22 protein-coding genes are annotated in these 22,202 nt (G+C 32.2%); 13 read left to right on the top strand and 9 right to left on the bottom strand.

What is annotated here, in order from left to right:
- The first annotated feature begins 76 nt into the window (after positions 1-76).
- From porG to murI, 6 genes are all read left to right on the top strand, one after another.
- Positions 77-760 (top strand): type IX secretion system protein PorG, encoded by a 684-nt coding sequence (gene porG, locus FEM21_RS01820; protein ID WP_035657017.1) that lies wholly within the window; start codon positions 77-79, stop codon positions 758-760.
- Between the two features lie 4 nt (positions 761-764).
- Positions 765-1,505, top strand: coding sequence for an isoprenyl transferase (locus tag FEM21_RS01815; RefSeq protein WP_035657016.1), 741 nt, complete (start codon positions 765-767; stop codon positions 1,503-1,505).
- Positions 1,489-4,182 carry an outer membrane protein assembly factor BamA gene (bamA, locus tag FEM21_RS01810; RefSeq protein ID WP_035657145.1) on the top strand — a complete coding sequence of 898 codons (2,694 nt, stop codon included), beginning with the start codon at positions 1,489-1,491 and terminating at the stop codon, positions 4,180-4,182. Before FEM21_RS01815 ends, bamA begins: the two co-directional genes overlap by 17 nt.
- Before the next feature lie 34 nt (positions 4,183-4,216).
- Positions 4,217-5,437 carry an OmpH family outer membrane protein gene (locus tag FEM21_RS01805; protein ID WP_081824622.1) on the top strand — a complete coding sequence of 407 codons (1,221 nt, stop codon included), beginning with the start codon at positions 4,217-4,219 and terminating at the stop codon, positions 5,435-5,437.
- Positions 5,438-5,470: 33 nt separating this feature from the next.
- Positions 5,471-5,971 carry an OmpH family outer membrane protein gene (locus FEM21_RS01800; RefSeq protein WP_035657015.1) on the top strand — a complete coding sequence of 167 codons (501 nt, stop codon included), beginning with the start codon at positions 5,471-5,473 and terminating at the stop codon, positions 5,969-5,971.
- Between the two features lie 109 nt (positions 5,972-6,080).
- Positions 6,081-6,854, top strand: coding sequence for a glutamate racemase (gene murI, locus FEM21_RS01795; RefSeq protein WP_035657013.1), 774 nt, complete (start codon positions 6,081-6,083; stop codon positions 6,852-6,854).
- Position 6,855: 1 nt separating this feature from the next.
- Here murI and FEM21_RS01790 read toward each other — a convergent pair whose 3' ends face one another.
- Positions 6,856-8,097, bottom strand: a complete 1,242-nt coding sequence (locus tag FEM21_RS01790; RefSeq protein ID WP_035657011.1) for an aromatic hydrocarbon degradation protein — start codon at positions 8,095-8,097, stop codon at positions 6,856-6,858.
- Positions 8,098-9,420, bottom strand: a complete 1,323-nt coding sequence (locus FEM21_RS01785) for a DUF4270 family protein (RefSeq protein WP_035657009.1) — start codon at positions 9,418-9,420, stop codon at positions 8,098-8,100. It abuts the gene before it with no gap.
- A gap of 263 nt (positions 9,421-9,683) precedes the next feature.
- Between FEM21_RS01785 and FEM21_RS01780 the strand changes: the two genes are divergently transcribed.
- From FEM21_RS01780 to FEM21_RS01760, 5 genes are read left to right on the top strand one after another with little or no spacing between them, the layout of a single operon-like run.
- Positions 9,684-10,499, top strand: coding sequence for a DUF6268 family outer membrane beta-barrel protein (locus FEM21_RS01780; protein WP_152547355.1), 816 nt, complete (start codon positions 9,684-9,686; stop codon positions 10,497-10,499).
- Positions 10,500-10,514: 15 nt separating this feature from the next.
- A complete protein-coding gene (locus tag FEM21_RS01775) occupies positions 10,515-11,519 on the top strand; it encodes a Kelch repeat-containing protein (RefSeq protein ID WP_035657005.1) in 1,005 nt (334 codons plus the stop codon).
- Positions 11,509-11,865 (top strand): DUF4907 domain-containing protein, encoded by a 357-nt coding sequence (locus tag FEM21_RS01770; protein WP_035657004.1) that lies wholly within the window; start codon positions 11,509-11,511, stop codon positions 11,863-11,865. Before FEM21_RS01775 ends, FEM21_RS01770 begins: the two co-directional genes overlap by 11 nt.
- Positions 11,866-12,945 (top strand): sensor histidine kinase, encoded by a 1,080-nt coding sequence (locus tag FEM21_RS01765; protein WP_035657003.1) that lies wholly within the window; start codon positions 11,866-11,868, stop codon positions 12,943-12,945.
- A 6-nt stretch (positions 12,946-12,951) separates the two neighbouring features.
- Positions 12,952-13,668: a LytR/AlgR family response regulator transcription factor gene (locus tag FEM21_RS01760; RefSeq protein WP_035657002.1), complete on the top strand. Its 717-nt coding sequence runs from the start codon at positions 12,952-12,954 to the stop codon at positions 13,666-13,668.
- A gap of 96 nt (positions 13,669-13,764) precedes the next feature.
- On the opposite strand, the gene FEM21_RS01755 is transcribed toward FEM21_RS01760, so the two are convergent.
- Together FEM21_RS01755 and FEM21_RS01750 are read right to left on the bottom strand one after the other, a co-directional pair.
- Positions 13,765-14,277, bottom strand: a complete 513-nt coding sequence (locus FEM21_RS01755; protein WP_035657000.1) for a gamma carbonic anhydrase family protein — start codon at positions 14,275-14,277, stop codon at positions 13,765-13,767.
- Positions 14,278-14,287: 10 nt separating this feature from the next.
- Positions 14,288-15,286 (bottom strand): PorP/SprF family type IX secretion system membrane protein, encoded by a 999-nt coding sequence (locus FEM21_RS01750; protein ID WP_035656998.1) that lies wholly within the window; start codon positions 15,284-15,286, stop codon positions 14,288-14,290.
- A gap of 146 nt (positions 15,287-15,432) precedes the next feature.
- Between FEM21_RS01750 and FEM21_RS01745 the strand changes: the two genes are divergently transcribed.
- Positions 15,433-16,332, top strand: coding sequence for a NifU family protein (locus FEM21_RS01745; RefSeq protein ID WP_035656996.1), 900 nt, complete (start codon positions 15,433-15,435; stop codon positions 16,330-16,332).
- Positions 16,333-16,410: 78 nt separating this feature from the next.
- Here the strand turns inward: FEM21_RS01745 and tsaB are convergent, their stop codons facing one another.
- From tsaB to FEM21_RS01730, 3 genes are read right to left on the bottom strand one after another with little or no spacing between them, the layout of a single operon-like run.
- Positions 16,411-17,082 carry a tRNA (adenosine(37)-N6)-threonylcarbamoyltransferase complex dimerization subunit type 1 TsaB gene (tsaB, locus tag FEM21_RS01740; protein ID WP_035656994.1) on the bottom strand — a complete coding sequence of 224 codons (672 nt, stop codon included), beginning with the start codon at positions 17,080-17,082 and terminating at the stop codon, positions 16,411-16,413.
- 57 nt (positions 17,083-17,139) lie between these two features.
- Complete coding sequence (locus FEM21_RS01735; protein WP_035656993.1) at positions 17,140-18,432, bottom strand: efflux RND transporter periplasmic adaptor subunit; 1,293 nt, start codon at positions 18,430-18,432, stop codon at positions 17,140-17,142.
- Between the two features lie 7 nt (positions 18,433-18,439).
- Positions 18,440-19,810, bottom strand: a complete 1,371-nt coding sequence (locus FEM21_RS01730; RefSeq protein WP_035656992.1) for a TolC family protein — start codon at positions 19,808-19,810, stop codon at positions 18,440-18,442.
- Positions 19,811-19,988: 178 nt separating this feature from the next.
- On the opposite strand from FEM21_RS01730, the gene FEM21_RS01725 reads away from it, so the two are divergent.
- Positions 19,989-21,395, top strand: coding sequence for a DUF4403 family protein (locus FEM21_RS01725; protein WP_051627452.1), 1,407 nt, complete (start codon positions 19,989-19,991; stop codon positions 21,393-21,395).
- Here FEM21_RS01725 and FEM21_RS01720 read toward each other — a convergent pair whose 3' ends face one another.
- Entirely contained in the window at positions 21,396-21,665 is a 270-nt protein-coding gene (locus FEM21_RS01720; RefSeq protein WP_035656991.1) for a hypothetical protein, read from the bottom strand.
- Entirely contained in the window at positions 21,655-22,197 is a 543-nt protein-coding gene (locus FEM21_RS01715; RefSeq protein WP_035656989.1) for a DUF420 domain-containing protein, read from the bottom strand. The genes FEM21_RS01720 and FEM21_RS01715 overlap by 11 nt, the downstream gene beginning before the upstream one ends.
- Between the last annotated feature and the right edge of the window lie 5 nt (positions 22,198-22,202).

Below are 22,202 nucleotides of genomic sequence, written 5' to 3'. Positions count from 1 at the left end.
AAAAAATGTACATTTATTTTAATGGGCATTGATTCGCATTGATAATTATTATATTTGCATGCAATTTTCTATTAAAATGAAACAATTTTTAAGCACAATAGCATTTTTATTCTTAAGTATAAACTCACAAGCACAAATACATGAAATAGGTATTTTTCTTGGCGGAAGTAATTATATAGGCGATGTTGGAAAAACGACCTATATAGCTCCTAATGAGCCTGCTTTTGGTATTTTATACAAATGGAATAAGAGTCCCAGACATGCCTGGAGAGTAGCTTACACTCAGTCAACAATTAATGCAAATGATTTGGATTCAGAAGAAGCAGGACGAAGTCTGAGAGGATATCATTTTGAAAATAGCATAAAAGAATTATCTTTAGCCCTTGAATTCAACTTTTTCGATTTCAATCTTCATACATTAGATCATAAATTTACACCTTATGTGACTTCCGGAATTAATCTTTTCAGGTATGATGATTTGTATATTGAATCAGGAGAAACCAAGAAAAATAAAGGAAAAAATGCCATTGCTGTCCCAATAATTTTAGGAATAAAATCAAATATTTCCAGAAGACTGGTTTTGGCTGCAGAGGTTGGAGCACGTTATACATTAACTGATAATCTGGACGGAAGTAATCCTAAAGAAGAAAGTTTAAGTACGTTGCGATTTGGAAATTTAAATAATAATGATTGGTATGTCTTCTCTGGTATAACATTAACGTATACCTTTGGCGAAAAACCTTGCTATTGCGCAGAATAAAAAAATGAGTTTACTAGACAGTTTAAATAAAAATAATTTACCTAAACACCTTGCCATTATCATGGACGGTAACGGTCGATGGGCAAAACAACAAGGTTTATTAAGAGCCATTGGTCATCAAAACGGTACTAAATCAGTACGATTTGCTATAGAAAGTTGCTTAAATTTAGGTATAGAAAACCTAACTTTATATGCTTTTTCTACAGAAAACTGGAACAGACCTAAACTGGAAGTAAAAACTTTGATGAGATTACTAATAAATACTTTACAAAAAGAGTTAGTAACTTTTCAAAAAAACAACATTAAACTCAATGCCATAGGTAATATTGAAATGATGCCTAAATCAGCTCAAAAAACGCTTTTGGAAGTGATTGAAAAAACCAAAAACAATTCTCAAATGACCTTAACATTAGCCCTCAGTTACGGTTCGAGAGAAGAAATAGTTAGCGCTGTAAAGAAGATTTCTGATAAAGTTAAAAATAATATAATTTCAATAGACGCTATTGACGATTCAATTATAAATGAGCATCTTTACACGCAAAATTTACCCGATGTAGATTTATTAATCAGAACAAGTGGAGAGCACAGAATAAGTAATTTCTTACTTTGGCAAATCGCTTATGCTGAATTATTTTTTTCTGAAGTTATGTGGCCTGACTTTAGAGAAGAGCACCTTTATGAGGCGCTGGTGAGTTATCAAAAAAGAGAACGTAGATTTGGAAAAACAAGTGAACAAATTAAATAATTTTTTAGTGTTGGATAAAGGTATCAAAGCATTACTTACCCTAGTATTTTTGGGAAGTTTTTCACAAATTAAGGCACAAGACAGAGTACCATTCGATCAAGGTCAAAAATATATTTTAGCTAAGGTTGAATTGACCAATAAAATCAGTTTTAACGATCAAACTGTAGTAACTTTTGCTGGTTTGCAAAAAGGGCAAGAAATTACAGTTCCTGGTGAAGAAATTAGTTCAGCCATCAAAAAGCTAGGAAAACTAGGCCTTTTTGATGAAATTGCTTTTTATGTAAACCGCATAGAAAACGACAGTATTTATCTTGATTTAGATATTAAAGAACTTCCAAAATTAAACGATGTAAAATTTGTTGGAGTTAAGAAAAGTAAAACAGAAGCTTTAATCAAAGACAACAGCCTTACAAAAGGTAAAGTAGTAAACGAAAATTTGATTACTACCACTAAAAATTACATTGAAAACAAGTACAAAAAAGACGGTTATTACAATACCAAAGTAAACATTAACACCATAAAAGATACCGCTGCAGTTAACCAGGTTAACATGGTTGTGAGTGTAGATAAAGGTGATAAAATAAAAATTAGCAGTATTGATTTTGTTGGTAATACTAAATTATCAGATAAAACTTTACGCAAAGCGATGAAGGATACTAAACAAAAGAATCCTATTCGAATATTAAAAGCATCTAAATTTATCAAAGAAAAATACAAAACTGATTTAGAAAAAGTAATTGAAACATACAAAGAAAGAGGATATCGTGATGCCCGAATTGTTTCAGATAGTGTTGCATACAACAAACAAAAAAATACCTTATCTATCAAAGTTAATGTTGAAGAAGGAAACAAATACTACTTTGGAAACATTAAATTCTTAGGAAACTCTGTATATTCTGATCAACTTTTAAGCAGAATTGTAGGAATCAAAAAAGGTGAAACTTACAACGGAGTTTTACTTGAAAAAAGAATTGCTGACAAAACAAAACCTGATGGAGAAGACATTACCAATTTATACCAAAACAACGGATATTTATTTTCGAATATCAATGCTGTAGAGGTAAAAACTGCTAATGACACTATTGATTTTGAGATTAGAGTAACAGAAGGTCCTTTGGCCTATTTCAACCACATTACTGTAGTAGGAAATGACAAGACAAATGACCGTGTTATTTACAGAGAATTGCGAACAAAACCAGGAGAAAAATATAGTAAAGAAGAATTAGTAAGAACCGTTCGTGAAATTGGTCAGTTAGGTTATTTTGACCCTGAAGCTATCGATCCTAAATTTAAAAATGTTGACGGCGCAGCAGGAACAGTAGATATCGAATACAACCTTGTAGAAAAAGGTTCTAGCCAAATTGAACTTCAGGGTGGTTACGGTGGAGGTGGTTTCATCGGAACATTAGGACTTTCTTTCAATAACTTTTCTGCAAGAAATATTATGAATAAGTCAGCTTATAAACCGCTTCCAATGGGAGACGGTCAAAAAGTATCTTTACGTTTGCAAGCCAGTACTTATTTCCAAACCTATAGTGTTTCATTTTCTGAGCCTTGGTTTGGACAAAAGAAACCAGTACAATTTAGTTCATCTATTTCATATAGTAAACAATTCTTAAACAACTTTGTTACTTTTGATGTAGACAAATCAAGAAGCTTTAACATCTTGACATTATCTGTTGGTCTTGCTAAAAGATTAACTGTTCCTGATGATTATTTTGTATTATCTCAGTCTATCAGTTACCAGCATTATGATTTAAATAATTACAACACGGGATTATTTACATTTGGAAACGGAACTTCAAGAAACTTTGCTTACACAGTAGGTCTTTCGAGAAGTAACAAAGGAGTAAACCCTATTTTCCCAACTTACGGATCTGACTTTAGTATTTCTGCTAAAATTACTCCTCCATATTCTTTACTTAATGGTATCGATTATGGTGATTTAGGAAACAAAGAAGAAAACAAGTTGAAATATGATCCTAATTCAGGATTAACTATTGATAACAGTAACGGTATTCCTGCAACAGGTGATTATTTAAAAAGAACAAGTTCCGGAACTTATATAAGAGCTAATTCAGTAGCAGATGCATCAGCTGACGCGTCTAAAGTAGATCAGGCAAAATTCAATTGGTTAGAATATTATAAAATTAAATTCAAAGCTGATTGGTATACCAAAGTTTATGGTAAATTTGTTTTAAGAACAGTAACTGAATTTGGATTCTTAGGTGCATACAACCAAGACAGAGGCTTAGTTCCTTTTGAACGATTTTATGTGGGTGGAGACGGAATGCAAAACTATTCGATGGATGGTAGAGAAACCATTGGTTTAAGAGGTTATAAAAACAACTCTTTGACTCCGGTTAACTCATTGAATCAACAAATTGGAGCTACAGTGTTTAATAAATTCTCAATGGAATTACGTTATCCAATAACGTTAAAAGCTGCAGCATCTATTTATGCTTTAGCATTTTTAGAAGCAGGAAATTCATTTGAAAATTTCAAAAGCTATAATCCATTTGATATTAAACGTTCGGCAGGATTTGGTTTAAGAGTATTTATGCCGGCATTTGGATTACTGGGAATAGATTTTGCACATGGATTTGATTCAGTTCCTGGAGGAAATGGGCAACCTAACGGACAAGAAATCCATTTCATTATTGGACAACAATTCTAAAAATTTGGTTTCTGATTTTCAAATACTTTAAGCTATGAGAAAACATTTTCTACTTCTGTTTTTAGCCGCAATAGCGACAAATAGTCTTCATGCGCAAACTCGCGGAAATCGCGTAGGTTTTATTGATATGGAGTATATTTTACAAAATGTAAATAGCTATAATGAATCTAACTCTTTGCTGGAAGAAAAAGCTGAAAAGTGGAAACAGGAAATCGAAGCTAAAAAATTAGAAATTAATAAAGTAAAAGAAGCTCTTACAGCCGAAAAACCTTTATTAACCAAATCATTAATTGAAGAACGAGAAACCGAAATCACTTTTCTTGAAAATGAATTATTAGATTTGCAACAAAAACGTTTTGGTCCAAATGGTTTATTAATGAGTCAAAAGGCATTATTGGCAAAACCAATTCAGGACCAGGTTTTCACCGCCGTTCAGGATATTGCCGAAGCAAAAAAATATGATTTTATTTTTGACAAATCATCCGATTTAACTATGCTTTTTGCTGATAAACGTTTTGACATTAGTGATCAGGTTTTAAGAATTATTAATCGAACAGAAAAAAGAGAACAGCTAAGCAAAAAAGAATTAGCCGCTGAACTGGAAAAAGAAAATAAAGAGGACGCTATAGATGATAATCCAAATCTTGCAGCAAGACAAAAAGTATTAGACGAAAGAAAAGCAGCCAGAGATAAAATACTAGCCGATAGAAAAACTGCTCAGGAACAAAAGAAAAAAGAATACGAAGAACGCAGACAAAAAATCTTAGACGACCGAGCTGCTAAAAAAAATGGCACGGTTTCTGAAACAGCTAAAACAGAGGCACAAAAAGTTGCAACAGATAATGCCCCAACTGAAGCTGAATTAGCCAAACAAAAAGCTAATGATGCCAAAGCAAAAGCTCTTGAGGACAGAAATAAAATTATTGAGGATCGTAAAAAAGCATTAGAAGAAAGAAGGCAACAAATTCTTGATGAAAGAGCTGCTGCTAAAAAACCGGCTCCTGTTACCGAAACAGCTAAGAAAACAGAAAGTGCCAGCACTGCTAAAACTGAAGTTCAAAAAACTGTTACGCCAGAAACAAAACCTGATGCAGAATTAGCGAAACAAAAAGCTGCCGATGCGAAAGCAAAAGCGCTTGAAGACAGAAACAAAATTATTGAAGACCGTAAAAAAGCACTAGAAGAAAGAAGATTAAAAACAATTCAGCAGCGAGATTCTATCAAAGCTGCCAGAGAACAAAAACTTAAACAATAAATAAAAATTAATTACTTAAATATTTTAAAACCAATGAAACAAATTAAAACTTTATTAATTGCTGCTCTATTCGTTCTTGGAGCAAATCAAACCATCAATGCACAAGCGAAGGTTGCCCATGTGGATGTTAGTGAACTTATGTCGAAAATGCCAGCTATGCTAGATGCTCAAAAGCAATTAGAAAAATTAAGCACTACATACGATGCAGATTATAAAAAAATGATCGAAGAATATCAGACAAAATTAAAAAAGTATGAAGCTGAAACTACAACAGTAACTGATGCTGTAAACACAGAGCGTGCTAAAGAAGTTCAGGACATGCAAAAAAGAATTACTGATTTTAGAGACAACGCTCAAAAAGAATTGCAACAAAAAGAATCTGATCTTGTAAAACCATTAATGGAAAAAGTAAGAGCTTCTATCCAAAAAGTAGGTAAAGCAAAAGGTTACCAATACGTTTTAGATGGTTCTACTCTTTTATTAGCTGATGGTCCAAACATTACTGCAGACGTTAAAAAAGATTTAGGATTCTAATATTCTAAAAAATTAAATTCAAAACCGCTCTTTTTTCTACACAGAATTGAGCGGTTTTTTTATGCTTAATTTTTAGGAAAATTAATTGCTAGCACTTAAATTTGTTTTAATGGACAACAACAAACCAATAGGTATTTTTGACTCTGGAATAGGAGGAACTTCAATTTGGAGAGAGATTCACCATCTCTTGCCTAACGAAAAAACTATCTATTTGGCAGATAGTAAAAATGCACCTTACGGCGAAAAATCCAAACAGGAAATCATTCGGTTAAGTATGAAAAACACTGATTTTCTGCTTAATCAGGATTGTAAACTTATTGTTGTAGCCTGCAACACCGCAACTACTAACGCAATAAGAGAATTAAGAGCTAAATATGATGTTCCGTTCATTGGTATTGAACCAGCAATAAAACCTGCTGCAATCAATTCCAGAACGCAAATTATTGGTATTTTGGCAACAAAAGGAACACTTAATAGTGAACTATTCCATAAAACCACCGAAATGTTTCATGATACTAAAATTATTGAACAAATAGGTTACGGATTAGTCGAATTAATCGAAAATGGGCAAATAGAATCGCCAGAAATGACACAGCTGCTGCACTCCTATTTAGACCCAATGATTGAAGCTAATATTGATTTTCTTGTACTGGGCTGCAGTCATTATCCTTATCTCATCCCTCAAATAAGAAAAATTATCCCCAATCATATTCATATCATCGATTCTGGTTTGGCTGTGGCGAGACAAACGCAAAACCTATTAAATGAAATCGGTTTTAATTCAGATAACAACAACAAGCCCGTTTTTTACACAAATACTAACCCTGAAGTTTTACAGACCATTGTGGGCAGCAATTATGCTGTACAAGAAAAAGATTTTTAATCTATTCGTATTTTCGCTTGACGAACCAAATTCCGTCTAAAGACAAATTCAGCGATAATTTATGGTAATTTTCTTTTATCAATCCGTTACTTATTCGGCCTCTTTGTCCATACGAATACGAAATATTAAGCACTGAAAAAGTATTTTCGATAGGTAAAGAAACACCAAACGAAATAGCCTTATTCGTAATTCTTTTGTTATCTATTTCTAAAAAACCTGTATCATAATTCAATCCTGTTGAAAACTGAATCCGATCAAAATAGCTTCTTATTTTATCGTTTTTTCGATACGAAAAACCTAGTTTAAACTTATCTTGATTTACAAAATCACCATAAATACTGGATTGCTTCGAATTCTCCCAAAAAGCTTTCTCATAATCCATAGTCAAACTCAAATTATTCCTGAAAACTTTATTTAATCCTACCGAAAATTCAGTGGGTAAATAATAATCATCAGTATCCGATTGTGCATCAGATTCTATTGTATTCGAAGCTTCCAGATTAGCATTATAAGTGATCACCGATTGTACTTTTGTCGCATTAATTCTCGTTGGTGATTTTAAATTGGCACCAATAGTAAAAGTCGAATCAATTTTAAATTGCCCACCTAAATTAAACCGAACACCATTATAAGACGACTCTTTGTCAATACTTGTAACCGAATTAGAAATAACATATTCTCTTTCATCTTTGGTATTACCAAAAAGTACAGAAGTTGCTAACCCTAAAGCTAATTTCTTTCCAAAACGATGCCCGTAAGAAATATCAAAATTATTCAAACCTCCGGTTCCTGTTGCACTCAAAGTATATTCTTCATTACTGTCCTGAATGGGCAATTTATAATCTGATATTTTAAAACCTGCACTTGAATAAGGTTTTAAAGCCAAACTTACTGCCGATTTTCCAGTAACCGGAAAAGCAAAAGCAATGTGCGAGAATTGTACATTATTACGATTTTCTTTTCGGGAAACATCCTGATAAGAAGTTTGTATCATGTTTCCGCCTACGTCAAACAAAAAGTGGTTTTTATACGCAAAACCTAATGACGCTGGATTCAAATTATTAATAAACCGATTGGAAGGCAAAGCAACTCCCGAAGTACCAATTCCAGGAATCGAACCAAAATCAGAGTCATACAAACTGCCTAATCCATAAATTGAATACGGCGAACTGGACAAACTTTGAGAATAAGAGTTGAAACAACTAAGCATCAAAAAACTTAGTATTGCGATTGTATTTTTCATCTAATAAGAGATATAATATATTTTCAATTGTACTTTATTCCCAATGTTTTTTTGATTCCCTAACACTAATCGGTTTACTCCTTTTGAAATATTAGGTATAGTAAGTATTAAAGCCGATCTGGAATCGGAAACTTTAACCATTTCATTTTGCATAAAAGTTCCCAGCGGAATAGTATATCCTATATTTTCATCAAACTCATCCTGCGCTTTATTAAGCACGGCATAAATCGAAGCTCCTGATGCCGAAGTCAGCGTACCTCCTATTCTATTTAATTGGTCCGCAACATATACACTTAGAGAATCTGCAAGCGGATAACTTTTAGAATAGGTATTATTCACCGGCCGAATCATTAACTGTGCATCAACAATAGCTCCTTTTTGAGTAATATATTTTAGTTGTTTTATATTAGGAAAATCAATTCGGCAGGCTAATCCGGTTCCTGATTGAATAAAGGATTTATTCTCGGTCAGATTACTTGATAATCGTCCTGTAGTTCCAGGTAAATCTTTTAAAAGTGTTCCTGTTCTATCCAAAGAAATCCGGTTAAATTGTTTCGAAATATCACTTATCGTAAATTCTTTTAAAATCGATGTTTTGTCATCACTTACTTTTTTCGAATAATACAATTGTAACAAACTCGAAACCTGATATCCCATTACACAGGAAGTAGTAGCAGAAGTTGACCGAATAACTATACCTTTAAAATATTCTACAAATTCATCTTCAGTAGTAATTTCACGTTTTTTTAGTTTTTGAAAAAGCGCATCACCAAAAATAGCATCCATTTTTATAAAAATGGAATCCTGCCTAACCGGATGCGGCATAAAAGATGCCAGCCCAATACTTGCTGCATCATAACTTAAACTGGAATTATTATAAAAACTATCGTCTTCTGAATTGGGTTTTACCTTTTGCAACAATCGATGAATACTTAATGATTGTACTTTAGTTGTATCGCCATAATAATACTTATCAGGAATCAAAACCATTCTGATAGAATCAAAAACATAATTCGCGCCTTCAAGATCTGAACTGGTTGTTTGTAAATTATAACCCGAAGAAGTCAATTGAAAATAACTATCAGAACTTACTTTCCCAAAAATAGGATCATCATAATTTCCTAAAAGAATCCGGCTTTGACTCGAAGTTACTAATGAATCAAAATTTATAGTCGAAACTTCTACGGTTGCAGTATCAATCAATATGACCTTATTATTCACAGATAAATTATCTGAACCTACTACAAATTCTCCCGCATCTACATCAGAATCACACGAGGTCAGAATAATTCCGAAAAACAACACTATAAATAATCTATACATAAAACATTTTTGGACAAATATAGCAGAGCACTATTTACAAAGCCTAACAACATATACAACTGAGGTTTTTACATCTATAAAAAGGCATTTTTAATCTATATAATCAATAGCTAACTCAATAATTCATTCGACCAGATAAAAAGCCTATTTGTCTATAAAAAAGAGGCGTCTATATATCTTCTTTTTTTAAAATAGATAATGCATCTACTTTTGAAGCAATAAAAAATTAAATGAAATTAAAATACTTTATAATCCTGTTTTCTATGATTTCAATTCTTAAAATATCTGCTCAAAGTGGCTATTCGTTAGAATTGAATGTAAAAACAATTCCAACAAAAGAAATCACTAAAAACGAAACAGGAATAGGATTTTCTTTTTACAAAAATTTAGATTCGAAAAATAAAATCACAAATAGTATTAGTTATAAAAACAGTGAACTGAAATTCAATCTGGATAATTATTATTCGGCTAATAATAGAAATAATTATAATCGAATAGAAAACAATCTGGAATTTCAACATCAACTAAATGATAAGCTGAATTTGAATTTCGAATTTAAAACTATTACGGGTTTTGAAAACAGTTTAGGATTATCAGATGTAGGTTTCTTTGGCGGAGCCGGAATTCAATATGCTTATTCTGAAAAAAGCAGTATTGAATTAGGTATAAAAAGAACAATGTTATTTGGAAAAGCACAAATACTTCCTTCGATTGCTTTTAACAGCAAATTAAATTCTAAAACAGATTTAAGCTTAGGATTTCCTTATTCGAATATTCAATATTCAAACAATGAACGTAACATTTTCAGCTTAAAAAACACCTTTGAAGGAGAATATTACCAACTCGATCAGACAAAATCAATCAGCTCTAATTTAAGTGCTTCGAGAATACGTTTTTCTCAAATGACAACTGCGCTGGAATATGAAAGAAATGTAGATGGCAACTGGTACATGAGTTTTCAAGGCGGCTATCAATTCAATAAGAAATACAGATTAACAGATAATAAAGGAACAACAAAATTTAATTTCGATGCTAATGATGGCTACATGTTCAACATTGGCATAAAATACAAACCGTAACAAATACACTACATTATGACTATTTTAAAAGCAAGAACACTAATTTCCATGTTATTATTGGGACTACTATTTGTAAGTTGCAGCAACGACGACGATGAAGAATTGTTAGGTAACTGGATTAGAAAATCATCATTTGACGGACCAGCAAGGTCAAGCGCAACCAGTTTTGTGATTGGTTCTTATGCCTATGTTGCTACCGGATATACTGGAGACGAATATTTAAAAGATCTATGGGCATATAATTCTGATGGTGATTATTGGGAACAAAAAGCTAATTTCAGTGGTGTTGCCAGAAGTGCAGCTTCCGGATTTGAATTAGACGGTAAAGGATATATTGGTCTAGGATATGACGGAACCAATAAATTAAAAGATTTTCATCAATACAATCCAGACACTAATACCTGGACACAAAAAGCTGATTTTGCAGGAACGGCACGTTATTCAGCAGTTGGTTTTCAGGTAGGCGGAAAAGCTTATTTTGGAACAGGTTATGACAACAACTTCTTAAAAGATTTTTATCAATATGATGCTAATTCAGACACCTGGACTCAGGTAAACGGATTTAGTGGAAACAAAAGAAGAAATGCTTCTGTGTTTGTTATTGACGACAAAGCTTATTTAGTAGCAGGTTCAAACAATGGTGCTTATCAGGTTGATTTTTGGATGTTTGATCCAAGTACGGATACCTGGACAAAAAAGCGTGACATTGATCAGGATAAAGACGATGATGAATCATACAATGACGATTATGTAATTGTTCGTTCGAATGCATCTGCATTTTCAATGAACGGATTAGGATATTTAGCTTGTGGCGAAAGTTCGAAAACTATCTGGGAATACAATCCTGCGACTGATATTTGGCAGGAAAAAACAGCCTTAGAAGGTTCAGGTAGAACAGATGCTATAGGATTTTCAATCAATGAAAGAGGTTTTGTATTATTAGGAAGATCAGGATCATCTTATTATGATGATGTATGGGAATTTAAACCACAAGAAGAGCAAAATGATAATGATAACTAAAATAACCACTAAATTCTTCTGGACTACTGTTCAGAAGAATTTTTCATTCAGCACAACAAAGCAACTAATTTCATTAGGCTTTTTATTGCTTATTTTTGCCTGTAACAACAAGCCAGAATTTGTGTTATCCTCTTTTAAAACAAGTACAGGCTGGGGTTATGTGATTAAAAAAAATGATAAAATTATTATCAAACAATCGATAATACCCGTGATTCAAAACATAAAATCATTTGAAAGTGAAACCGAAGCCTTAAAAGTAGGTAATTTGGTTTTAGATAAATTGGAACACAAAACATCGCCTACAATTACAAAAAATAATTTAATTTTATTGTCAATTAAAATCTAGATGAACTTAGAGGAAATCACAAATAACGATTCAAACAAAATACTGATACACAGTCTTATTTGGTGCTTTTTAATCATTGCCTCCTTATTACCGTTTTATCAAAATTTCACAGGCATTGATGCTGAATTTTATGTACAATGGTCAACTGGAATTCTACTATTTTATGTTAACTATTTCTATTTAGTTCCTCATTTGCTTTTACACAAAAAATATGCTGCTTATTTAAGTATTATTTTTATTGCAGTCGTGTTTTTTAGCTGGATCAAGATATATTATTTCAGTCCTGAATTTCACCATTTTCCACATCAGAAATTATTTGATGCTAATGGAAAAGAATTTATTCCGGAGAAAAGATTCCTGAAAAAGCCACCACCTTTTTTCAAATTTTTCCCATCACTTTTTTATCTGTTCGTCATTACCATAAGTACCATAATCAAAACGCTTTCAGAATTTTACAGCAATCAGCAAAACAAATTAATTTCTGAAACACGTAAAACAACAAGCGAATTAAATTATTTAAGAAAACAGACTAATCCGCATTTTTTATTTAATGCCTTAAATAGTATTTATTCTTTGGCCTATAAAAAATCAGATTTGGTTCCTGATGCTATAGTAACTTTGTCTGAAATGATGCGCTACATGCTTTATGAAACCGATAATAAAGCTGTATCTTTAGAAAAAGAAATCAACTATATTAAAAACTATATTGATTTACAAAAATTACGATTAAACAATATTGAAAATATTTTCATCAACATTCACGGCGACACCCGAAACAAATCGATAGAACCGCTGTTATTAATTTCATTTATCGAAAATGCTTTTAAATATGGTACTGATTATAAAGGAAAAACTTTTGTAAAAATAAAAATCAGCATTGAGGATAATATTCTTAATTTTTGGATTGAAAACCGAATTGAAAATCAAATAAAAGATCCTAACAATTCTGGAATTGGTCTAACCAATATCAAAAACAGACTTAATATTTTGTATCCAAATGCGCATCAATTAACGATCACACAAACGGATAATATATACAGTGTTCATTTGAATTTGAAACTAGAACCATTGGAAAATTAAATAAAGATGAAGTGCGTAATTATAGATGACGAACCTTTAGCGGTTGATTTAATCAAAGAATTTGTTAGCAAAGTAGAAAGTCTTGAACTTATCAATACTTTCAATAATGCTATCGATGCCATTGCGATGATTAATACTTCTAATGTCGATTTGATTTTTCTGGATATCGAAATGCCTCATTTTTCTGGGATTGATTTTCTAAATGCCATCGATAAAAAACCACTTATTATTTTCACCACCGCTTATTCTGATTATGCTGTAGAAGGTTTTAATTTGGGTGCGGTAGATTATTTAGTAAAACCTATTCCGTTTCATCGTTTCCTGAAATCGGTATTGAGAGCGCAGCAATTATTTCAATCTCAAAATACTATTCCAGCAGTAACCCCAAAACTTGTCGCTCCTGAAATTGAACCTGATTTTATGTTTGTTCGTTCAGAATATGAAAATGTAAAAATCAATTTTTCGGATATTTTATTTATCGAAGGTTTGAAAGATTATGTGAAAATTTACACTACTGACAATAAATTTACGCTGACTTTAATTAGCCTGATTAAACTTGAAAATATGCTTTCGTCAAAAGGTTTTGCCCGTATTCATCGTTCGTATATTATCAATATCAAATACGTAAAATCAATTCAAAAAAACAAAGTAATAATTGCAGATAAACGTATTCCTATTAGTGAAAGTTATAAGAATGCTTTCTTTGAAAAAATCAATTTATAGTTTTTTCTAAATCCCAAACAGAAAATTCCAAATTCCAATACTATACAAGCTACATTGAAATCTGGAATTTAAAATATTCGTTTTAATATTTGGAAATTATTCCTTGAACCAGCTGGAATACAAAAGGTAATTATTAGCAATACGCTCAATTTCGCCAGCAAAATAAGATTGATTTAAATCCTTTACTTTTTTAGCAGGAACTCCGGCCCAGATCGATCCTGAAGTAACCACTGTATTTTGAGTCACCACAGCTCCGGCCGCTATAATCGAATTACTTTCTACAATACAATTATCCATTACAATAGCGCCCATTCCTACCAAAACATTGTCTTGCACCGTACAACCGTGAACAATAGCATTGTGACCAATAGAAACATTATTACCTATAATGGTTGGGTATTTTTGATAAGTGCAATGAATCACAGCACCATCCTGAATATTGACTTTATTACCAATTTTTATATAATTGACATCGCCTCTAATCACTGCATTAAACCAAACACTGCATGAAGCTCCAAAACTAACATCACCTACAATAGTAGCATTTTCGGCCACATAACAATCTTCCGGGATTGCAGGCGATTTTCCGTTAACTGATTTTATCAACATGATTTTTAAACTAATTAATTGCAGGACAATTACATTCGTATTTCTCGCGTTTGCAGAATAAATTAAGACCTAAAGTAATCTGGTGAAAACCACCTGTACCAAATTTAACATCGCCACCTAAATGAGAATAGGTATAAGCAAACATAAAATTCTTATAATTCACACCCACAATCGGACTTATTGATTGGTATCTTTGTTTTGAAGTTCCATTTCCTGTATTAAACTCGGCACCATCAAAACTAGTTCGATAAGACAAACCTCCCCATAAAGTACCAAAATCCATACTTTTATATGCTTTCATATTCAAATCGACAGCTTTTTCAGTAGTTTGACTTGTGTACTGAAACAACACCGAAGGTTCCCATAAAATTCTGTTTTTGTCTCCAAAAATATAACCTGTGCTTAAGATAAATTTTCTCAAATTATCACTCTCATATCCTGAATATATTTCGCGTCTCGTTTCAATTGCATTTTTAATCGTTCCATGAACATAAAAATCCAAATAGTTATAGGACATTCCAAAATCGACATTAAAATAAGAATCTTTTTGTACAATTGTTCCACTAACTGTTGGATCAAAATCACCCGATTGCAAAAAAGAAGTTTCATCTAAATTACTCTGAATCAAACCTCCGCTAATACCAAAAGAAAGCTGATTCAAATCAATCTCATCTCTGGAAAACATTAAATGATAAGCATAAGTTAACTTGACACCTTTTTGAGAATGATACCCATTTCGATCATTAAAAAGAATAATTCCTCCACCCGCTTTCTCTCCTAATCTACCATTAAAACTTGCTGTTTGAAGCGAAGGTGCATCTTGCTGATCAAACCATTGTTTTCTGGCTGTTAATCTCAACTTAGCACAATTTGAAGCTCCTGCCATTGAAGGATGCAGTAAATAATAATTATCCGAAAGATAGTCTGAATAGACAGGAATTCCTTCCTGAGAATAGGTCCAAAAACTAACAAAAAAACAGATTACAAAGTATCTAATGTTGCTATACATTTAAAAAAATATTAATCAATATGGACTGAAAAAACGAAAGAAACTTTGCTCAAAAACTAAAGTTAAGTTAATTTATTCATTAATAATTCAAATATAGTTATTCATAGAAAATAACTTTACTAAATTTGTAAAAATTTACAAACACCATGACAAAAATAACAGTAAAAGAAACACAAAACCCAACTATATTAAAGTTTGAATTTGAGGATTTTATCACCAAAAATGAAAGTTTTGAGTTTAAAAATATAGACGAAGCAAAGTCTTCGCCGCTTGCACAGCAATTATTTTACTTACCATTTGTAAAAACAGTTTATATCTCAGGTAATTTTATTGCTATCGAAAGATTTAGTATTGTAGAATGGGACGATGTAAAAGATGCAGTTGCTGAACAAATTGGAAAATTTGTAGACAACGGCGGAATCATCATCAATATCGATGAAAACAAACCCAGAAAACAACCTATTACCGTTTACGGAGAAACAACTCCAAATCCTTCAGCATTGAAATTTGTAGTAAGCAGAATGCTAACTAAAAATGCAGTTGAATACAAAAATATCGATCAAACTTCTTCTTCTCCTCTGGCAAAAGAATTGTTTAAATTTCCTTATGTAAAAGAAATTTTTATTGACGAAAACTATATTTCGATAACTAAATACGACTTAAACAGTTGGGACGAAATTACATTAGAGCTACGAACTTTCATTAAACAATATATTGAAAATGGTGGTGTTGTTCTTGACGAAAGTGTAACTATCAATGCCGAAAAACAAGAGCAAATTAAAACCGAGGAATTTGATAAACTGGATGTTACTTCGCAACAAATTATAAATATCTTAGAAGAGTATGTAAAACCAGCCGTAGCTGCCGACGGTGGAAATATTGCTTTTGAATCGTATGATGAAGAAAGCAATATTGTAAAAGTAATTCTGCAAGGAGCTTGCAGCGGTTGCCCATCTTCTACTTTTACATTAAAATCAGGAATCGAAAACATGTTAAAAAGCATGCTAAATGACGAGAAAATTCAGGTAGAAGCGATTAATGCTTAAACTGAATCAGTTATAAAAAGAGAAAGCATTTCGATTGAAACGCTTTCTCTTTTTATTTATAATCTAAAAATTATTATGCTATTTTTTAGACGAAGTAGTAATCATAAAATCTTTTAAATAATACGGCTCAAAATAAGCTACATCAACAAAATCTTCTTTTAGGAATTTTTCATAACTAAAAGCACTCATTTCATTAGCCGAAGGGAATTTTATATCTTCTAAAAAAACAAAATTAGGCTTTGTTAAAACCGCTTGGCATTTCTCAGCACAATCGCCCACAAAATATAATTTCTCTTCAAATTCCTGAAAAGAATCTTCAGTAATCACTTCTGCAAGAATGCTTCTTTTTTGTTCTAAATTGGCAGAAAAAACAGCACTATACACTTCCATTCTTCGGGCGTCAAGCATTGGAATTATTAAACCATCATTAACTTTTGCCTGAGCAGCTAACGCCTGTAAAGTATCTACCGCAATTAACGGAATTCCTAATGCATAACACAATCCTTTTGCCGCCGAAACACCTATTCTTAATCCTGTATAGGAACCTGGCCCCTGACTTACAGCAATAGCAGCTAAATCCTTAAAACTAATTCCCGTTGCAGCAATACTTTCTTCAATAAATACATGCAAACGCTCGGCATGAGAATAACCTTCTTCGGCTATTTCATTACAAATAATAGTTTCTCCGTCTTTAGCAATTGAAACAGAACATCTTTTGGTAGCTGTTTCTATATTAAGTATATAATTCAATGGTATTTTCTTTTTGCAAAGGTCTAAAAATTAAACGAAAATTATAAAGTGTAACACTTATTTCTTAGTATTTTCTGATTTCAGCATTACTTTATCTCCTGAATTCAGTTCCTTACTCACTATGGTGTAAGGACCAGTAATTACGTTATCGCCATTTTTAATTCCACTTAGAATTTCAATATTCGTATCGTCCTGAATTCCTGTTTTTACAATCTTAATTTTAGCTTTATCGCCTACTTTTATAAAAACACATTCAAATTTCTTATCACTTTTCGGAGCTTGCTTTTGTTCGTCTTTGTCTTCTACTTTTTTATCCAAAACAGAAACCGCAGTGGTATCTGATTTTACCACAACAGAACTAATAGGCACCGCCAAAACATTTTTCTTTGTTTTAGTAATAATATCTACTGTAGCTGTCATTCCCGGTCTAAATGGCGAATATGTCTCTGGTTTTCCTTCTAATAAATCCTGATACGATTCTTTTTGAATACGAACTTTTACCTTAAAATTAGTCACCTGATCAGCCGTTAAAGTCGAACTTGCCGAATTAGAAATACTGGTAACAACACCTTTAAATTTCTTTTTTAAATATGCATCTACTTCTACATCTGCTAAATCACCAACTTTTATTTTCACAATATCATTTTCATTTACATCTACTTCCACTTCCATATTGTTAAGATTGGCCACTCTTAAAAGTTCCGTTCCTGCCATTTGTTGCGTTCCTAAAACACGCTCACCCAATTCTACATTCAACACCGAAATAGTTCCATCAGCCGGAGCATAAATTGTAGTTCGTCCCAAATTATCTTTGGCTTCATTTACTGATGCCGAAGCACTCTGAACATTATAATAAGACGATTGTCTTGTAGCTTTTGCGACTTCAAACGAAGCAATCGATTTATCCCAGTCTGATCTTGAAATTACTCCTTTATCGTACAAAGTTTTGTTTCTTTCGTAATTGGCTTTGGCTTCTTTAAAACTAGCTTCAGATTGAGTCAAACCTGCTTTTGTTCCTGATAAATTAGAAACCGAACGATTGTAACTTGAAGTATATAAATCAGGATTTATTTTAACTAATAAATCGCCTTTTTTAACCACCTGACCTTCTTTTACATTCAATAAAATAATTTCTCCTGAAACTTCTGGTGCTATTTTGACTTCAATTTCCGGCTGAATTTTTCCTGTTGCCGAAACAGTTTCAACAATAGTCATAGGAATCACTTTTGCAATTTCGATTTCTTTAGCCTTGTCTTTGTTGCCAAAAACACCTTTTTTTCCTAAAACCAATAACAAACCGATTATAACTACAAAAACTGCGACAAGGATATAAATATTCTTTTTTGACATAACTTATTTAATTTTTTATAATTGGAATTCCAAAGTAGAATTCTAGAATTTTAGTTTTAAAAATATAATCGTATTTGGTTCTAATGACTTCCGATTGGGCATTTGCCAATAATGTCTGTGATTGACTCAATTCGAATGCATTCATTAAACCAACTTCAAATTTATCTTTCGAATAATTGTAAGATTGCGTTCTCGCATCCAGCGCCTCAACAGCCGATTCATACGATTTTAAAGCGCCTTTAGCATCAGTAAACGCAGTATAAACATTACGCTCTAAATCTAATTCCTGTTGTTCTAAAGCAATTTTAGATTTTTCTAAACTTACCTTATTTCTTTCTACATTATTACGAACCGAAAATCCATTAAAAATAGGAATGTTTAACTGTGCACCAAAAGATTGTCCTTTATTATCATTAAACTGATCCATGAATTTTGGCGGTGATTGTGTTCCAATAATTGCACCCGTAACATTATCTCTTAAAGCAATATCAGCATAGGAAACACGGCTGTTAAAATTATAAAAACCCTGCAATGTAGGCTGATAAGCTCCCCGGGCAATACTTACATTTTTTTCAGCAATTTCAAGATTCGTTTGAGCAATTTTCAATTCCATTCGCTCTTGCTTTGCTTTCTCGTAGATAGTTGTTGGGTTTTCAGATAAGATACTTTGATCCATTTGAAATTCATTAGCATCAGCAACATCAAACTTGTCAAAACTATCCAATTGTAATAATTGCGCTAAACTTAACTTAGAAATTAACAAAGCATTCTCGGCAGTAATTACTTTTTGGTTATCCGAAGCAATAGTTGCTTTTACATCAAGCAAATCTCCTTTAGGCAAATTCCCTGCATTGACTAATTCCTGTGTGCGGCTTAATTGTTTATTATCAATAGCCAATTGCTCATTTTGAACTTTTAAATTTTCTTTGTTAAAAAGCACCTGTAAATAAGCGTCTGCTACATTCAGTGAAATATCGTCTTTCATTTTTTGCAACTGGTATTTTGCCGCAACAATCGAAAGATTAGCTTTTCTTAAGGTATTCAAATTTTGCAAACCTTTGTAAATATCAATACCAACACTGGCTCCTGCCGAAGTAAACTGAATGGTTTGATTTTGTAAAAGTCCGGTAGTTATATCCTGATTCAAACCAATGTTCCAGGAATGTGAAGCACTGGCAGAAGCTGATGGTAAAAAATTTCCAAAAGCATCTTTTTTATCAATCCTGGCTGTTTGAGCATCTAAGTCTGATTGTCGAATGGAAATATTATTTTCTAGAGCATATCTTACACACTCTTCTAAGGTCCATTGTTTGGTTTGTCCACTAGAATAAAAACCGACCGTTAAGAGTAGTAAACTAAAATATTTTTTTGGGTTCATACCACTTCAATAAAATGAAATAAAGTTACTACACAAAAATAAGTTTTTCTAGCTAAGAATAATCACACAGACAAAAAACATTTCAAAATCTTGACATAAAATGGCTAATAATAAAGGTTTTTCTTTTTTTAACAATAAATCAAAGCTTTTTCTAATTTTACAGCATCAAATAAATCCAATGAAAAAAATCATATCATTCCTTGTTATTAGCAGTTTAGGTTTTGTTTTAGGTTGTTCTTCTTCGCAAAAAATCAGCACTTTAAAACCTGAACCGGATGATGCGACACCTATAGTTTATAACAATGTTCCATCATTTATTAATTTGCCTGTAAATATTAAATTAAAAGATATTGAAAATCAAACTAACAGCGTGCTAAACGGCTTAATTTATGAAGACAATGACATTGAAGATGATGATATCGAAATGAAAATTTGGAAACTGGCTCCTATTTCTATTAAAAATGCTAATAGTTCTAATTCGGACAAAATCACCACTGTACTTCCTCTAAAAGCCAATATCAAATACAGAATTGGAACCAAAACCATGGGAGTTGAAATATACAATATAAAAGAGTTCAATCTTAACGGCATTGTAACTTTAAACAGTAACATCAATCTAAACAACTGGAAACTTAAAACGCAAACTGAATTAGCGTCTTTAGACTGGAACGAAAGTCCAACAATGACTGTTTTTGGCAAAAACATGCCCGTAACCTATTTGATTAATCCTTCAATACAATTATTCAAATCTAAAATTGAAAAAAAGATTGATGCCGCTATAGAAAAATCCTTAGATTTTAAACCGAATGTACTTGCTGCTCTGGAAAAAATATGTACTCCTTTTCAAATGAATGAAGCTTACGAAAGCTGGCTACGAATTATTCCTGTCGAAATTTACTCAACAGCCGCTCATTTAAAAAACGATTCGTTTACATTACAAATGGGAATGAAATGCAATATGGAAAGCATTATAGGACAAGTACCCGAATCTAAATTTGATGCGAATAAAATCACATTAAAACCAGTAACGAAAATTCCAAATCAAATTACTGCAAATATTGTTGCCGTTTCCAGCTATGCAGATGCATCAAGAATAATTAAGAAAAATTTCGCTGGTCAGGAATTTAGTTCAGGCTCCAGAAAAGTAAAAGTGCAAGATGTAAACATTTGGCACAAAAGCGGAAAAATGGTTATTGCTTTAGATTTGATTGGATCCTTAAACGGAACCATTTATCTGGCCGGATTACCAAAATACAATGCGGAGAAAAAGGAAATTTATTTTGACGAACTGGATTATGTTTTAGACACGAAAAACAAATTAATGCGCACAGCTAACTGGCTGGCTCAAGGATTGATTTTAAGAAAAATTCAGGCAAACTGTCGTTATTCAATTCAACCTAATTTAGACGAAGGCAAGAAAACCATGCTTAATTACCTGAATAATTATTCGCCAATGCCAGGTGTTTTTGTCAATGGAAAAATGGGAGATATTCAATTTCAAAAAATTGAACTAAGTCAAAACGCTATTATTGCCTTTGTAAAAGTAAATGGACAAATCAACATTAACGTTGACGGATTTAAATAACTAATTTTTCTGTTTGTTTTTTCGCATTCGATAAATCAAAAACCCAATTACAGCTACAAGTAAATAAGGAATAATCATCAAATACAAAATTCCGTCATTAACAGCCTGCGCTTTCTCCATGTTAGCATCGCCGCCTAAAGCAGCTCTACACATGGCACACTGTGCATTTGTACTAATAGAGAATAGAAAATAGAAAATAGAAAATAGAATTTTCACGTTACTATTTTTACTTCCCACTTCTAACTTCTGACTTCTAATTTTAGTGAGCATAATACGGAGCAATCATTAAATACACAATAACACCAGTAACCGCTACGTACAACCAAATAGGAAAAGTAATTCGGGCAATTTTTTTATGTTTATCAAATACCTGTGCTAAGGCTCTAACATAAGTAATTAAAACCAATGGAATAATAATTACCGAAAGTACAATATGAGTAATTAAAATAAAATAATACACATATTTTATAATTCCTTCGCCACCAAATTTAGTAGAATCGGAAGTCATGTGATAGGCTACATACATCGCTAAAAAAGCAACAGAACAAGCTATAGCCGTCTTCATCAAATACTCATGTACTTTTATATTTCCGTTTTTTATTGCTCTTACAGCCAAAATTAGCAATATTGCTGTAATCCCGTTTATGGTAGCATAAATAGGTGGTAAAAAAGAAAGCGGCTCTACATCATAACCTAATTTTCTTAAATTAACTCCAAATAAAAGTGCAACAACTAGCGGAATTGTTACTGATAAAACTACAATCCACTTATTATATTTCGTTTCTAAATTCTGATTTTCCATAATTA

This window comes from Flavobacterium seoulense (assembly GCF_000695795.1).
GTDB lineage: Bacteria > Bacteroidota > Bacteroidia > Flavobacteriales > Flavobacteriaceae > Flavobacterium > Flavobacterium seoulense.
The sequence above is the reverse complement of the archived record's forward strand: the minus strand, read 5'-3'. Positions and strand labels throughout refer to the sequence as shown.

Bases quoted from the DNA above. Each gene is read 5' to 3' on its own strand.
- porG (WP_035657017.1), top strand. From the start codon at position 77: ATGAAACAATTTTTAAGCACAATAGCATTTTTATTCTTAAGTATAAAC.
- FEM21_RS01815 (WP_035657016.1), top strand. From the start codon at position 765: ATGAGTTTACTAGACAGTTTAAATAAAAATAATTTACCTAAACACCTT.
- FEM21_RS01805 (WP_081824622.1), top strand. From the start codon at position 4,217: ATGAGAAAACATTTTCTACTTCTGTTTTTAGCCGCAATAGCGACAAAT.
- FEM21_RS01800 (WP_035657015.1), top strand. From the start codon at position 5,471: ATGAAACAAATTAAAACTTTATTAATTGCTGCTCTATTCGTTCTTGGA.
- murI (WP_035657013.1), top strand. From the start codon at position 6,081: ATGGACAACAACAAACCAATAGGTATTTTTGACTCTGGAATAGGAGGA.
- FEM21_RS01790 (WP_035657011.1), bottom strand. From the start codon at position 8,097: ATGAAAAATACAATCGCAATACTAAGTTTTTTGATGCTTAGTTGTTTC.
- FEM21_RS01785 (WP_035657009.1), bottom strand. From the start codon at position 9,420: ATGTATAGATTATTTATAGTGTTGTTTTTCGGAATTATTCTGACCTCG.
- FEM21_RS01780 (WP_152547355.1), top strand. From the start codon at position 9,684: ATGATTTCAATTCTTAAAATATCTGCTCAAAGTGGCTATTCGTTAGAA.
- FEM21_RS01775 (WP_035657005.1), top strand. From the start codon at position 10,515: ATGACTATTTTAAAAGCAAGAACACTAATTTCCATGTTATTATTGGGA.
- FEM21_RS01770 (WP_035657004.1), top strand. From the start codon at position 11,509: ATGATAACTAAAATAACCACTAAATTCTTCTGGACTACTGTTCAGAAG.
- FEM21_RS01765 (WP_035657003.1), top strand. From the start codon at position 11,866: ATGAACTTAGAGGAAATCACAAATAACGATTCAAACAAAATACTGATA.
- FEM21_RS01760 (WP_035657002.1), top strand. From the start codon at position 12,952: ATGAAGTGCGTAATTATAGATGACGAACCTTTAGCGGTTGATTTAATC.
- FEM21_RS01755 (WP_035657000.1), bottom strand. From the start codon at position 14,277: ATGTTGATAAAATCAGTTAACGGAAAATCGCCTGCAATCCCGGAAGAT.
- FEM21_RS01750 (WP_035656998.1), bottom strand. From the start codon at position 15,286: ATGTATAGCAACATTAGATACTTTGTAATCTGTTTTTTTGTTAGTTTT.
- FEM21_RS01745 (WP_035656996.1), top strand. From the start codon at position 15,433: ATGACAAAAATAACAGTAAAAGAAACACAAAACCCAACTATATTAAAG.
- FEM21_RS01735 (WP_035656993.1), bottom strand. From the start codon at position 18,432: ATGTCAAAAAAGAATATTTATATCCTTGTCGCAGTTTTTGTAGTTATA.
- FEM21_RS01730 (WP_035656992.1), bottom strand. From the start codon at position 19,810: ATGAACCCAAAAAAATATTTTAGTTTACTACTCTTAACGGTCGGTTTT.
- FEM21_RS01725 (WP_051627452.1), top strand. From the start codon at position 19,989: ATGAAAAAAATCATATCATTCCTTGTTATTAGCAGTTTAGGTTTTGTT.
- FEM21_RS01720 (WP_035656991.1), bottom strand. From the start codon at position 21,665: ATGCTCACTAAAATTAGAAGTCAGAAGTTAGAAGTGGGAAGTAAAAAT.
- FEM21_RS01715 (WP_035656989.1), bottom strand. From the start codon at position 22,197: ATGGAAAATCAGAATTTAGAAACGAAATATAATAAGTGGATTGTAGTT.